The organism is Prevotella sp. (genome assembly GCF_036570325.1).
GTDB lineage: Bacteria > Bacteroidota > Bacteroidia > Bacteroidales > Bacteroidaceae > Prevotella.
The window spans coordinates 714364-728944 of sequence record NZ_DATCYK010000056.1 but is presented as its reverse complement, the minus strand read 5'-3'; the positions used below and the strand labels follow the sequence as shown (position 1 = coordinate 728944).

Here is a 14581-nt window from a genome sequence, read left to right as displayed (position 1 = left end):
TTTTAGTGATAATAAAAGGAGACATCAACAGATGTCTCCTTTTTTGGTATCTCTTTTTATTTCTTTGATTTGTTTTTCTCCTTTTGAGAGTTCGTATCTTTCTTCTTTTTAGACTTATTCTTACGGAAGAGATCTCTCCAGCGGTTGAATTCTTTCTTGATGACAAAACCAATGCCTTGCGTATTCAAGCTGTTGCGGGTAAAATAGCGGTCATTGGACTGATTATAAACGCGAATAGCGTAATTCCCACTTGGGGTCAGTAAATACTTTGCTTCAAAATCGCCAATGAAGCTGGTCGACGCCTTGGTGGCGTTATCCCGATAGCCAAATTGCCCATTAATCAGCAGGCGATTGTTTAATAGACGCCCGGAAAGGAGCCCCTCGTATTCAGCGTTACTCCAGCCTTCGTTGCCGGTGGATATATTGGCACCAAAATTCCAATTGTCGTTTTTAGTGACAGAAGAAAGGATATTGTTGATTTGTTGGCTGACAGTGCCACTGAGCAAGCTCTGCATGGCAAGACTTGTTTGGCTTTGCTGTGATGGACTTCCGGGAGTGCTTTCCGTATTGTTGCCTTGTGAATAGAATCGGCCTATTGCCAGCAGGTATAGTACTTGTTGGTTCATTTCGTTTTCGCTGTTGATGAGGCTGAAAATCATCTGTTTGGCTTCATTATTCAAAGAAGGTATGTCTAACGAAAAATCCAACTTGGGTGTGGCCGGTGTTCCGGTAATATTCATAAGGCAGTTGACACGTACATTATTCGTGGTAAAGCTTTGTCCTATATTTAAATCGGACAAACTTACGGCAGGGACGACGTATTGTGCCTTTAAATCAAGCGCAGCCGCATAGGGATCACCTCCGAAAGCGATGGTGCCACCTTGGTTAAAGTGGAAATCTTTCTTGATGATATTCTGTATTGTGAGTTTATAGATACCGTGGTCAATGATATAATTTCCATACATATCTAAGCGTCCCTTATTAAAATAGGTGGCTCTGAGGACGCCATTGCCATTTAAGGCTATATAGTCGCCAGTCTTCTCATCCATGAGTAATCTCAACGTTGCATCCGGTGTCATGTTGATGAGAAAGTTTATGTGCATATTGGAGGGAATGTCTGCATCGTCGTTATCCGGTAGGGTAGCAAGCGTGCTGTCACCAGCAATTAATGCCGTTGGTTGATTCTTTTTCCAATGGATAAATTCTTGATTGCTTACTCCTCCCGGACTTGCGGCATTGTATACGAATTGTGAACCCTTCTCGGGGGTAACGTCTATGTCTAATATGATTTCTCCATTATGTTCATAAATGTGGCAGTTTCCGGAAGCATAGGCAGTGCCATAGAAGGTGTCGTCGCCAAAATCATGTGTGTCGTATGCTAACAGATTTTTAGCAGTTATATTTAAATCGTAAGTAAGTTGGGTAAGATTATGATGGCGAAGTGTACCATTAACAATGCCAATGTTTCCTGCTCTATCATATACGGTATCTTGAGAGAGTATGATTTGGTCAGGAATCATACGGATTGTATCGTTTGATAATCGATAGGTTGTATTGGTTGGAGTAATTTTTAGAGAGCCATTAGCTACCACTTCTCCTGTGAGATTGATGGCATTCAGCGGGCCGACAATTCTGACATTACCTTCTGCGGTTGCGTTGATGTCGCTCATAAAACTGCCACAGAAGCTCTTTAGAAATTCAATATTTGTGTCTTTGGCTTTGATGGCTAAATCAATATTATTATGCAAAGGGGATACATAGCCATTGATAAATGTCTCTTTTCTCTCGTCTTTTGCAATCGCATCGATATTAATTTTGCCTTCAGAGTTGTCGTAAATAGCCGTAGCTTTTAACCTTCCCAATGGTCCGTCTTCAAAATGGAAATTATCAACCGTTAAATTTGCGGAGGCTTCCGGATGGTTAAAGGCCGATGAAATGGTAGCGGTTCCGGAGGCTTTGCCGCTAAAGGAAACCGCATGGAAGTTGACTAAATTTAGAATATAGCTCAGGTCAACCTCTCTGAGGTCGGCAGTAAGTACGTCTGCTTTGTTTTGTGAGGCTTGTCCTGATATGATAATATGTTGCTTATTATGCTGAATGGCAAAATGGTCTACGGTTAAATGATTCTTAGAGTATATAATGTCGCTGGGTTCAATACTCCAAGTAGAATCGCTGACAAGTATGGTTGACGGTAGTATTCTGATATGTGCAGTGGCCTCCTGCTTCTGATTTTGAAAAAAAGAAGTGCTGGTTTTGAGAGAGCCTTTGAAAAGATTTATTCTATTGTTATTGAAGTCTAATTGTGTTTCTAAGTTATTGTGGCTGGCTGTTGCGTTAACTCCGATAGATAGCTTCTGACCTTTTTCTTCTTTTTTTTGGAAAGCAGCAACTAATTTCAAAGAGTCATTGATCGAAAAAAGATTTATACTTCCACTCTTTAAAATATTATTTTCATACTCAAAGTGTGGAAGATGGGCTGTAAGAATTACTTCTTTATTTTTATCATTAATGTGCCCTTTTAATGCTAACGGTTCATGAAGTATAAAAGGAATGTGGAACAGTTTGGAAAACAACTCGTGATTGCGAATCTGCGCAGTGATATGAAAGTTGTTTTCGGTAGCTTTGGTCTTGGGCAGACCGGGGATAGAAGGCAGTCTGCTACCTATAATATTATAAATGGTAGCAGGTAATTGTGAATAGTTGAAAACTCCATTGATATGAATGTCAGCAAAGTCACTGATGAGCGAAGCAAAGTTTTTATGCTGTTCTTTTCCCATTTTTAACTGCAAGTTATTCATGGTGTATTCACCGGAATGATCTTGCAATTTTAAATCTTGTATGCTTAAATGGCCTATTGCGTTTGTAAAGTTAGTGCCTGTAAATCGCGTTTCAATGTCGGTGCTGATTCGTGTTCCTTCCCACTGGTTGCTAAGGTGCATGGCAGAAAGGTTAAGATTTCTAATTTGGGCTTTGGCCCAAAGAGTAGGAGAAGACGAATTAATGATATACTGTCCTTCTGCCTGAATAACTCCATTAGGGTCGTTTACCGTGATATTTGCATCTATCGTTTTATTTGTAGCAGCTTGCTTGAATTGACCGGCAAAGGCTACATCTTTGTATTGATAACCATTAAAGTTTAGTTCGAATAGGTTACCTTTTGTATGGATGGCAACTGATTTCTTATCGAGAATTCCGTTGAAAGTGAGTCTTGTGGAAACTTTACCTAACTGTTTAATATCTAATAGTTTTCCAATATTTAAGTTGGTGCTTTCTATATATCCTGTAATGTCTTTATAATTTTTTGTGCATAAAAACTTGGAAGAGCCGAGGTTCGTTGATATTTTTCCGTCTAAACTTAGTTGCTGTTTCTTTCCCCTTGCGGATCCGATTAAAGATAAATGTTTAATATGGCCAAGCTGTTTGGGGAGATTTGCCATCTTTATGATGGTTTTAATACCGGCTTCTCCTATGTCTAATTTGTTTATTTTACCACTCCATTGGGGTGAAAAAGAGTCTTTAGTATAAAGGATCTTACCCTGGATATTGACATTTAATCCATATTGATTATGATAAATGTTTAGATGCTTAATATTCGTTGTAGATTCGTCCCCTTCAATGCTGGTCGTCAAATAGAAAGGATTCTTAAGATTAGACAGTAGGGGTGCAATAAAGGCAAAGTCGGAAAAAGAAATTTTACCGTCAATCTCTGTTATTCCATGATGTGCTCGCAATAAATCAAGTGGCTTCTTTCCCAATGGCTTTTTGATAAGAATTTTATCTATTTTGAGCTGGGTATTAGGGAGGGTTAATGCAATTTCACTGAGTTGAAATTGGTTGAGAGTAGCTATAAAATTAGCGTGTAAGTCTTTTAAAGTAAGCCCTGAAGCTTCTGTGAAAGACAATTCTTTTATGTGAGTGGAAATAGATTCTTTCTCATTAAGATGAAAGAATAGGTGAGTATTAAAGTTGTTGATATTCAAATGGTTAATGTCGAGTTTGTGAAGTGTTTTGTCTTTGGGCATAAACCATTTGTCGAATTGTAAAGAACTGTTACGAATGATGAGAGAACCTATCGTAAGGTCTATAGGTGGCTTTGCCTTGTTATCATCTTTTGACTTAAAGGCGTCAATAAGAAATTGACAGTTTAAGTCAGAAGTAGGAGTTCTTTGATATATATGAGCATGTAATCCAAAAAGTTGAGCGGCAGCAATATTAATATTTCCTTGGAGTAAATCTATTATGGAAAGTTGTACCGACAAACGGTTGGCTGACAGCATGGGCTGATGGCTTCTGTCAAGAATCTTAATATCATCAATGATAATTCTATTTAAAAAGCCTAAATCTATTCGGGAAATTTCAACTTTGGTCTTGAGTTCTTTTTCTATAGCATCGCTGGTAATATGTGCGATTTTATGTTGTATTACAGAGATATTCAGTAATACAACGCAGGCTATATAGATGGTAAGAAATGACCAAATAATGCCATTTATGATATGTACAAGCTTTTTCAGATGTATGTTGATAGTAATTTAGTAAGACAAAATTACACCATAAAAGCTGAATATTAAAATAAAAACATGTTTTATTTCTAATTACAGTTAAAAATGATTATATTTGCAGATGAATTTCAAGTATGGTTGTCAGAGAGAATATCTATATAGATAATGGCTTGTCTTTTTGAAAAATAATCAATAAAATATATTTTATAAAACAATGGTGAATGTCATAAAGTTACGAAAAGGCTTGAACATTAACCTTAAAGGAAATGCGGTAAAGGAAATTGTTTCTGTGGTTTTACCATCAGAAATTGGTTTTATTCCAACTGCTTTTGAAGGAGTCGTTCCTAAGGTTATTGTAAAAGAAGGTGATGTAGTAAAGGCTGGAGACACATTGTTCGTTAACAAAGCTTTTCCTGCAGTTAAGTTTTCTTCTCCTGTTAGTGGTAAAATTACGGCTATCGTACGAGGAGATAGAAGAAAAGTGCTTTGCGTAAAGGTTTTGGTTGATAGCGAACAGCAGTATGTGGATTTTGGTAAAAAAGATGTTTCTCAGTTGTCTGGGGATGAGGTAAAGAGCGCTTTGTTGGATGCAGGTTTGTTTGGGTATATTAATCAATTACCTTATGCAGTCTCAACAAATCCAAGCACACAGCCGAAAGCCATTTTTATTTCTGCATTACGTGATATGCCTTTGGCTTCTGATTTTGAAGTAGAGCTTGAAGGAAATGAGGACGCTTTTCAAGCAGGGTTGACTGCTTTGAGTAAGATTGCAAAAGTTTATTTGGGTTGTGGTACACAGCAAACTAACAAGGCTCTTGTTAATGCTCATGATGTTGTGACGACTGTTTTTGATGGTCCATGCCCGGTAGGTAATGTTGGAGTGCAGGTAAATAAGATAAATCCTATCAATAAGAACGAAATTGTTTGGACTGTAGATCCCGCTTCTGTCATCTTTTTTGGCCGTTTATTCTTGACCGGTAAAGTAGATTTACAGAAGGTTGTGGCTATCGCTGGTAGTGAAATCAATACCCCATGTTATGTCAAGACAATAGTAGGTGCACCTCTTTCTGATGTTTTGCAAAATCAACTAAAGCATACTGAGCATGTCAGACTTATTCATGGTAATCCTTTGACGGGATATAAAACAGATTTAACAGATTATATCGGTGGTCATACTTCTGAAGTGACAGCGATTCCTGAAGGAGATAATGTAGATGAAATGTTGGGATGGATTCTTCCAAGATTTAATCAATTTTCTGCTTCTCGTAGTTACTTTACATGGTTGTTGGGTAAAAAGAAAGAGTATAATCTCGACGCTCGAATAAAAGGAGGTGAGCGCCACATGATAATGGGAGGCGAATACGATAAGGTTCTTCCTATGGATATATATGCGGAATATCTTATAAAAGCGATTATTTCTGGAAATATAGAGCGCCAAGAGCAATTGGGAATATATGAAATAAGTCCGGAGGATTTTGCTTTGGCTGAATTTGTGGATAGTTCAAAATTGCCTCTTCAAAAGATAGTTCGTGATGGCTTGAATATATTAAGAAAAGAAAACGCATAAAGAAATATGAGCTTAAGAAATTATCTCAATAACATTAAGCCAAACTTTCAACAAGGTGGTAAGTTGCACATGTTTGAAAGTATTTTTGATGGCTTTGAAACTTTCTTGTTTGTTCCGAATAAAACTTCTGCGGCTGGAGCAAATATACACGACTCTATAGATTCTAAACGAATCATGAGTATTGTCGTTATTTCGTTGTTACCGGCCTTGTTATTTGGCATGTATAATGTTGGGTATCAAAATTATATTGCGGCAGGAACATTTGCTTCGGCAAGTTTTATAGAAGTCTTTTGTTATGGCTTTTTAGCCGTGTTGCCAAAAGTTTTAGTAAGTTATATTGTGGGCTTAGGAATTGAATTTGCTTGGGCACAATGGAAACACGAAGAAATTCAGGAAGGCTATTTGGTTTCAGGAATTATTATACCTTTAATAGTCCCGGTTACAACTCCTTTATGGATGTTGGCATTAGCTTGTGCATTTGCTGTCATTTTCTGTAAGGAAATCTTTGGTGGTACGGGAATGAACATATTCAATGTGGCAGTTGGTGCAAGAATGTTCCTATTCTTTTCTTATTCTTCCAAGATGACCGGCGATACAATATGGGTTGCACAGAACTCTATTTTTGGTTTGGGAAATACTCTGCCTGATGGTTTTTCGATGGCAACTCCACTGAGCCAAATAAGTCAAAGCATTGTTCCACAAGGAAGTTTGTACGATATGATAGTTGGGTTTATCCCCGGTTCTATTGGCGAGACGTCTGTTATAGCGATTGGAATAGGTGCTATAATTTTGTTATGGACGGGCATAGCTTCTTGGAAGACGATGGGGAGCGTCTTTGTTGGAGGAATTGTTATGGCCCTTATATTCAGTTCTTTGGATATGACTTCCATTGCTTGGTATGAACATTTGGTTCTGGGTGGCTTCTGCTTTGGTGCCGTATTTATGGCAACAGACCCTGTAACATCTGCTCGTACAGAAATGGGTAAGTATATTTATGGATTTATGATTGGAGCGATGGCAATCATTGTAAGAGTTATGAATCCCGGATACCCTGAGGGTATGATGTTAGCAATATTCTTTGGTAATATGTTTGCGCCGCTGATAGACTATTGTGTTGTCAGCAGAAATATTGCCCGAAGAACTAATCGTATTAACAAATAGAGAGAAAATTAGGTTATGAAAACAAATTCAAATTCATATACTATTATCTATTCAGCGATATTGGTTGTTATCGTCGCTTTCCTATTGGCCTTTGTTTATACAGCTCTAAAGCCCATGCAAGATGCAAATGTTGCATTGGATCAGAAAAAACAAATTCTGAATTCTCTGAATCTTCGTAATTTATCGAATGAAGAAGCCGAGAAAACATATAATGAGTTTGTTAAAGAGCAACAGGATCAAGAACGAGTATATTACAAGTGTAGTATAAAAGGAAAGACCGTATATGTTTTTCCTCTTAAAGGTATGGGGCTTTGGGGAGGAATCTCCGGTTACGTAGCCATTGAGGGTTCAGATATGAATACGGTATATGGAGTCTATTTTAATCATGAAGGTGAAACAGCCGGTTTAGGTGCGGAGATTAAGGATAATCAGAAATGGCAGGAGCTATTTATTGGAAAGAAAGTTTTCAGTAAGTCTGGTGAAATAGTCCTTGGCGTAAAGAAAACCGTGAAGGTTCCTGAGAGCGAGGTTGACGCTGTCACCGGTGCGACTCTTACTTCAAATGGTGTAGATGAAATGCTAAAGGACGGGTTGTCAGCATATAATCTTAAAGCCTTGAAGTCAGAAGCTTCTTTAAAGTCTGAAAAGTAATTGAAATAATAAGAAAATTAATTATGGCATTATTTAGTAAACAAAATAAAGAGGTGTTCTGCAACCCCTTGAATTTGGATAATCCTATTATGGTTCAAGTTTTGGGTATATGCTCCGCCTTAGCAGTTACTTCCCAATTAAAGCCTGCTATTGTTATGGGATTGGCAGTAACTATAATTACCGCTTTCTCTAATGTGATAATTTCTGTTATCCGAAATACAATACCTAACCGTATTCGTATCATTGTTCAGTTGGTGGTGGTTGCTGCTTTGGTAACAATCGTAAGCCAAATATTGAAAGCTGTTGCTTATGACGTGAGTGTTCAGTTGTCTGTATACGTAGGTTTGATTATAACCAACTGTATTTTGATGGGACGCTTGGAGGCTTTTGCTATGACCAATAAACCTTGGCCCAGCTTTTTAGATGGTGTAGGAAATGGCTTAGGCTATGCAATGATTTTAGTGATTGTAGGTGCTGTTCGTGAACTGTTTGGCCGTGGTAGCTTGTTAGGATTTCAGTTGATTCCGCAGGGTGCGTATGATGCAGGTTATATGAATAATGGAATGATGACCATGTCAGCCATGGCTTTGATTCTTGTAGGCTGTGTGATTTGGGTTCATCGTGCTTTCTTCTATAAAGAAAAATAAACTATGGAACATTTAATAAATTTATTCTTCCGCTCCATTTTTGTAGATAATATGATCTTTGCATATTTCTTAGGAATGTGCTCTTATTTGGCTGTTTCTAAGAATGTAAAGACTTCCTTGGGGCTGGGACTTGCTGTTACTTTCGTGTTGTTGATAACAGTTCCTGTTGATTATATACTTCAAACAAAAGTGTTGGGACCGGATTGCTTAGTGCAAGGAGTGGATCTCTCTTATTTGAGCTTTATTCTCTTTATTGCTGTAATCGCAGGTATCACCCAATTGGTAGAAATGGTGGTTGAAAAATATTCACCTTCTCTTTATAGTGCTTTAGGTATTTTCTTACCATTGATTGCTGTAAACTGTGCTATTATGGGTGCGTCTCTCTTTATGCAGCAGCGTGTTTTGATGGATCCTTCAAGCAGTCAGGCGATTACCAGTTTGAGTGATAGCATTGTATATGCAGTTGGTTCCGGCATAGGATGGACGTTAGCGATAGTTTCCATGGGAGCCATTCGTGAAAAAATGGAATATTGTGACGTGCCTAAACCTCTGCAAGGTCTTGGCATTACCTTTATTACAGTAGGCCTCATGGCTATGGCTATGTTGTGTTTCAGTGGTTTAAAATTTTAGTAAGGAGGACGTATTCAAATGATGGAATTTATATCTATAAGCATAGGAGTATTCCTTATTATAATTATTCTCTTGGTTATCATTCTTCTGATAGCTAAGAAGTATTTGAGTCCGAGTGGCAACGTAACCATTGACATCAATGGTGAAAGTACATTGTCTGTGGAGCAAGGCTCCTCTTTGATGAGTACATTAAATGAGAATGGAATCTTTTTGCCATCTGCTTGTGGTGGTAAAGCCAGTTGCGGACAATGCAAGGTGCAAGTTTTAGAAGGGGGAGGAGAAATCCTCGACTCTGAACGTTCTCACTTTACACGCAAGCAAATTAAAGAACATTGGCGTTTAGGTTGCCAATGCAAAGTGAAAGGTGACCTGAAAATAAAGGTGCCCGAAAGTGTTATGGGCGTAAAAGAGTGGGAGTGTACCGTTATCTCTAATAAGAATGTCAGCTCATTCATCAAGGAATTTAAGGTGGCCCTTCCTCCCGGAGAACACATGGACTTCGTGCCGGGTTCGTATGCGCAGATAAAGATACCTGCTTATGACTGTATCGATTACAATGTCGATTTTGACAAAGAAGCTATCGGTAAAGATTATATCGGAACATGGGAAAGGTTCAATATCTTATCTTTGAAGGCACATAATCCCGAACCAACCGTTCGTGCCTATTCAATGGCTAACTATCCGGCAGAAGGCGATATTATAACATTGACGGTTCGCATTGCCAGCACCCCATTCCTGCCACGTCCGCAAATAGGATTCCAAGACGTTCCCACCGGTATAGGTTCTTCCTATATCTTTAGCTTGAAGCCCGGAGATAAAGTGATGATGAGTGGCCCTTATGGCGACTTCCATCCTAATTTCACTTCAGGAAAGGAAATGATTTGGATTGGTGGAGGTGCAGGTATGGCTCCTCTGCGTGCTCAAATCATGCACATGACAAAGACTTTGCACACGACTGATCGTGAAATGCATTTCTTCTATGGTGCCCGTGCTTTGGGTGAAGCGTTCTTCTTGGAAGATTTTTGGGCCTTGGAAAAAGAATATCCTAACTTTCACTTCCATTTATCGCTCGATAGCAAGGACCCAATAGCAGATGAACAAGGTGTAGCTTACTATCAAGGTTTTGCGGTGAATTGCATTCGCGATACCTATTTGAAAGACCATGAAGCTCCCGAGGATTGTGAGTACTATCTCTGTGGTCCTCCTATGCTTATCAAGACGGTTACAGACTATCTTTATAGTTTGGGTGTTGAGCAAGATGCGATTATGTATGATAATTTTGGATGATTTCGTAAGAAATCGATTGCCAAGACAATTTGTTTTTAAAGAAATTATTGCTTAATAAGTAAAGAAAGAAGGCTGATCAGATAATGATAAGTCTTCTTTCTTTTTATTTAAAGAAAGTGTTTCGTTTCCATGAAACAGCAACCTTTTTGAGATTATTCTTTATATCTACACTGATTTTATTTATCTTTGAACGCAAAATCGAAGCATAATGGAAAATATAAGAGCCATGCGCCGTAAGCGCCAACTGCTTTCCGGAGCAGAGAGTATTGAAATTCTTAATCAGGCAACATCAGGTGTTTTATCTTTAATAGGTGATGAGGGCTATCCGTATGGAGTTCCTATCAGCTACGTGTATTACGATGGCAAACTTTTTTTCCATTCCGCATTGGCTGGTCATAAAATAGATGCTATAAGAAATAATGCCAAGGCCTCATTTACGGTAATTGCTGCTGATGACGTTAAACCAAAAGAGTTTACTACTTATTTCAGGAGTGTAATCTGTTTTGGCAAGGTACATATCATAGAAGATGGTGATGAGAAAATGTGTACTTTACGCCTATTGTCCGAACGATATAGTCCAAACGATGAGGAAGGACTGAATGAAGAAATCCGCAAATCCTTCTCTCACATGTGCATGATATGTTTTGAGATAGAACACATGACGGGAAAAGAAGCCATAGAATTGGTACGACAGAAAAACTTACAGCGCAAAGAAAATGAATGATAACAGTTTCTCTTATATGTGTACGCAGCTTAGAGGAAGATGAATATTTAATTTAATCTTATACTATATAAGTACCACTGAAGATGCAGAGTGCGATAAATATGTACTATTTAAAGTTTAGCATGTTGGCTAATTGAAGAAAATGGTCATTCGACCAAATATCCAGTTACTTCGGATTGTGAACAAATGACAGAACTTCTGTTTTTACTTGATTAATGTCGGCTGTAGAGAGGCGCTCTTTTAGCTTCTCTATGAATGATTCTTTAGTAATGTTCTCTACGTTAAACTGTTATGCACGTTTGAGCAAGTGAGTGAAGTAGAGTGAGGTGTTGCGATGCATGTACCACCATAAAAGGCTGCTTTGAGCCGCTGAAAAGGCTGTTATGAGCGGGTAAAAGCTATGCTTTGGCGAGCCCATTTGGCATGTTTGGGAAGCGCATAACTAAAGACTGTGCTTTTGCTTTCTATTAATTAGTTTGTCAGCCCCTTGTTTTACGCTATTTTATAGTGGTTTTCAGCCTTTCTTGGTAGCAAATACTACGAGCTTTATAGGGATTTGTTAGCAGGTTGACCAATATTTTGTAAAATCAAGTTTATTTAGATATAATAATTTGAATAAACCATTTTTTTTATATAATTTAGCAGCTTGAAAACGTGCAAAACGCCTTAAATCGAAAGGAAATGTGTTTAAAATGAATTTCCTTTTATTGCAGGCGAGCAAAAAACAAATAAAAAAGAAACTGTTAAATGGACGAAAATCAGACAATTGATCAGGATCGTATCTTGAAGATAAACATTGAAGAAGAAATGAAATCTTCATACATAGATTATTCTATGTCGGTAATTGTAGCCCGTGCGCTTCCTGATGTGCGTGATGGATTTAAACCTGTTCATCGACGCATTCTTTATGGTATGCTTGGTATTGGTAACACAAGTACAAGCCCATATAAGAAATGTGCCCGTGTAGTTGGAGAAGTGCTTGGTAAGTATCACCCCCACGGTGACAGCTCGGTGTACGGTGCCCTTGTTCGTATGGGCCAAGAGTGGAATATGCGTTACAAGCTGGTAGACGGTCAGGGTAACTTCGGTTCTGTAGACGGAGACTCTCCTGCGGCCATGCGTTATACCGAATGTCGTTTGTCTAAGATGGGCGAGCATGTAATGGATGACCTCGAAAAGGACACCGTTGACATGACAAATAACTTCGACGATACCCTGCAAGAGCCTACCGTTATGCCAACGAGAATTCCTAACTTGTTGGTAAATGGAGGTAATGGTATTGCCGTGGGTATGGCCACCAATATGCCTACGCACAATTTAGGAGAGGTGATCGATAGTTGCTGTGCCTATATCGATAATCCCGATATTGACACGGAAGGTCTTATGCAGTATCTTCCGGCTCCTGATTTCCCGACCGGTGCGACCATCTATGGCCTACAGGGCGTGAAAGACGCTTATGAAACCGGTCGCGGACGTATTATCATCAGGGCCACTGCCGATATTGAAAGTGGCGAGGATCATGATAAGATTGTCATAACAGAAATTCCTTATGGCGTCAATAAGCAGCAGTTGATAGAGTATATCGCTGACCTTGTGAAAGAGGGCAAGCTCGATGGTATTTCAAATGCCAATGACGAGTCAGGCCGTCAAGGTATGCGTATCGTTATCGATGTGAAGCGCGACGCGAATGCCAACGTTGTTTTGAACAAGCTCTTTAAGATGACTGCGTTACAGAGTTCATTCTCAGTAAACTGCATAGCGCTGGTGAAAGGTCGTCCACGTTTGCTGAGCTTGAAGGAATGTATCAAGTATTTCGTTGAGCACCGTCATGAAGTTACCATTCGTCGCACGCAGTATGACTTGAAGAAAGCGCAGGAGCGTGCCCATATTCTGGAAGGTTTGATTATCGCATGTGACAACATTGACGAAGTAGTACATATCATTCGCAACAGTAAGACGCCTTCAGAGGCTCAGGCTAATTTGGAGAAACGCTTTAATTTGGACGAGCTTCAGAGCAAGGCTATTGTTGATATGCGTCTGAGTCAGTTGACCGGCCTGCGCATGGATCAACTCCATACAGAGTATGAGGAGTTGGAGCGTCAGATAGAATATTTTAACCAAATATTGAGCGATCCGGAGCTTTGCAAGAAGGTTATGAAAGACGATCTCTTGGAAGTAAAGGAGAAGTATGGAGACGAGCGTCGCACCAAGATTAAGCCCTATGACCATGAGTTTAATCCGGAAGACTTCTATCCTAACGATCCCGTTGTAATTACGGTTAGCCACATGGGCTACATCAAGCGCACTCCTCTTTCTGAATTCAGGGAGCAGGCTCGTGGAGGTGTGGGCAGCAAGGGCGCCCGTCATCGTGAACAAGACTTTACAGAGTTTATTTATCCGGCTACGATGCACCAAACCATGTTGTTCTTCACCAAGAAGGGAAGATGTTATTGGTTGAAGTGTTATGAGATACCTGAAGGAGGCAAGGACTCTAAGGGAAGAGCCATTCAGAATATGCTCAATATTGAGTCAGACGATGCCATCAATGCCATCTTGCGCTTGAAGGGCTTGAATGACGAGGAATTTATCAATTCACATTACGTGGTATTCGCCACTAAGAACGGTACCGTAAAGAAAACCAGCCTTGAGGCTTACTCTCGTCCTCGCACAAACGGCGTTATTGCTATCAACATAGCCGAGGGTGATGAGGTGGTTGACGTACGCCTGACCAATGGTAATAACGAATTGATTATCGCCAATAAGAATGGACGTGCTGTTCGTTTTGATGAGAATACAATCCGTACCATGGGTAGAACCGCTACCGGCGTACGTGGTATGAGATTGGATGACGACAACGACCAAGTTGTTGGTATGGTTGTAATCAACAATCCTGAGGAGGAAACTGTAATGGTTGTCAGCGAGAATGGTTATGGTAAGCGTTCACAAGTAGAGGATTACCGAGTGACCAACCGTGGCGGTAAGGGTGTGAAAACCCTGAATATTACCGATAAGACCGGATTGTTGGTTGCTATCAAGAATGTGACTGACGAGAACGACTTGATGATTATTAATAAGAGTGGCATTGTCATTAGACTTGCTGTTTCTGATTGTCGTGTGATGGGCCGTGCTACACAAGGCGTGAAACTCATCAATCTTGAAAAGAAAAATGATGTGATAGCAAGTGTTTGCAAAGTAATGTGCTCTGAATTGGAGGCTTCGGTCGAAGAAGAGAGCCGTTCTAAGTGGGCACGTAAAAATGAAGAAATTCAAAAAGATATGGACTCGTCTGTAACTTTACAAAGTGAATTACCGTCTAACCCAATAGAAATTGATGAAACAGAAGGTGAGCAGAATGACACCGCTTCTGATCAAGAATCAAATTAATATTGAAATAATCAACCTTTTAAACAATTCA

Annotated in this window: 9 protein-coding genes; 8 read left to right on the top strand and 1 reads right to left on the bottom strand. The window is 39.3% G+C overall.

The window, feature by feature from the left end; all coding sequences use genetic code 11:
* Window positions 1-56: 56 nt before the first annotated feature.
* Entirely contained in the window at window positions 57-4277 is a 4221-nt protein-coding gene (locus VIR50_RS07215) for a translocation/assembly module TamB domain-containing protein (RefSeq protein WP_331934454.1), read from the bottom strand.
* Between the two features lie 436 nt (window positions 4278-4713).
* On the opposite strand from VIR50_RS07215, the gene VIR50_RS07210 reads away from it, so the two are divergent.
* The 8 genes from VIR50_RS07210 to gyrA all read left to right on the top strand — a co-directional run bounded on the left by VIR50_RS07210 (window position 4714) and on the right by gyrA (window position 14550).
* The gene (locus VIR50_RS07210) at window positions 4714-6066 is read left to right on the top strand and encodes a Na(+)-translocating NADH-quinone reductase subunit A (RefSeq protein WP_331934453.1); all 1353 of its coding nucleotides are present in this window, start codon (window positions 4714-4716) and stop codon (window positions 6064-6066) included.
* A gap of 6 nt (window positions 6067-6072) precedes the next feature.
* The gene (locus VIR50_RS07205; protein WP_331934452.1) at window positions 6073-7227 is read left to right on the top strand and encodes an NADH:ubiquinone reductase (Na(+)-transporting) subunit B; all 1155 of its coding nucleotides are present in this window, start codon (window positions 6073-6075) and stop codon (window positions 7225-7227) included.
* Between the two features lie 15 nt (window positions 7228-7242).
* Window positions 7243-7878, top strand: a complete 636-nt coding sequence (locus tag VIR50_RS07200) for an FMN-binding protein (protein ID WP_331934451.1) — start codon at window positions 7243-7245, stop codon at window positions 7876-7878.
* A gap of 23 nt (window positions 7879-7901) precedes the next feature.
* Window positions 7902-8525 (top strand): NADH:ubiquinone reductase (Na(+)-transporting) subunit D, encoded by a 624-nt coding sequence (locus tag VIR50_RS07195; RefSeq protein WP_331934450.1) that lies wholly within the window; start codon window positions 7902-7904, stop codon window positions 8523-8525.
* 3 nt (window positions 8526-8528) lie between these two features.
* Window positions 8529-9155, top strand: coding sequence for an NADH:ubiquinone reductase (Na(+)-transporting) subunit E (nqrE, locus tag VIR50_RS07190; RefSeq protein WP_331934449.1), 627 nt, complete (start codon window positions 8529-8531; stop codon window positions 9153-9155).
* 18 nt (window positions 9156-9173) lie between these two features.
* The gene (gene nqrF, locus VIR50_RS07185) at window positions 9174-10442 is read left to right on the top strand and encodes an NADH:ubiquinone reductase (Na(+)-transporting) subunit F (protein WP_331934448.1); all 1269 of its coding nucleotides are present in this window, start codon (window positions 9174-9176) and stop codon (window positions 10440-10442) included.
* A 208-nt stretch (window positions 10443-10650) separates the two neighbouring features.
* Window positions 10651-11166 (top strand): pyridoxamine 5'-phosphate oxidase family protein, encoded by a 516-nt coding sequence (locus VIR50_RS07180; RefSeq protein WP_331934447.1) that lies wholly within the window; start codon window positions 10651-10653, stop codon window positions 11164-11166.
* Between the two features lie 747 nt (window positions 11167-11913).
* Window positions 11914-14550 carry a DNA gyrase subunit A gene (gene gyrA / locus VIR50_RS07170; RefSeq protein ID WP_331934446.1) on the top strand — a complete coding sequence of 879 codons (2637 nt, stop codon included), beginning with the start codon at window positions 11914-11916 and terminating at the stop codon, window positions 14548-14550.
* The last annotated feature ends 31 nt before the right edge of the window (window positions 14551-14581 follow it).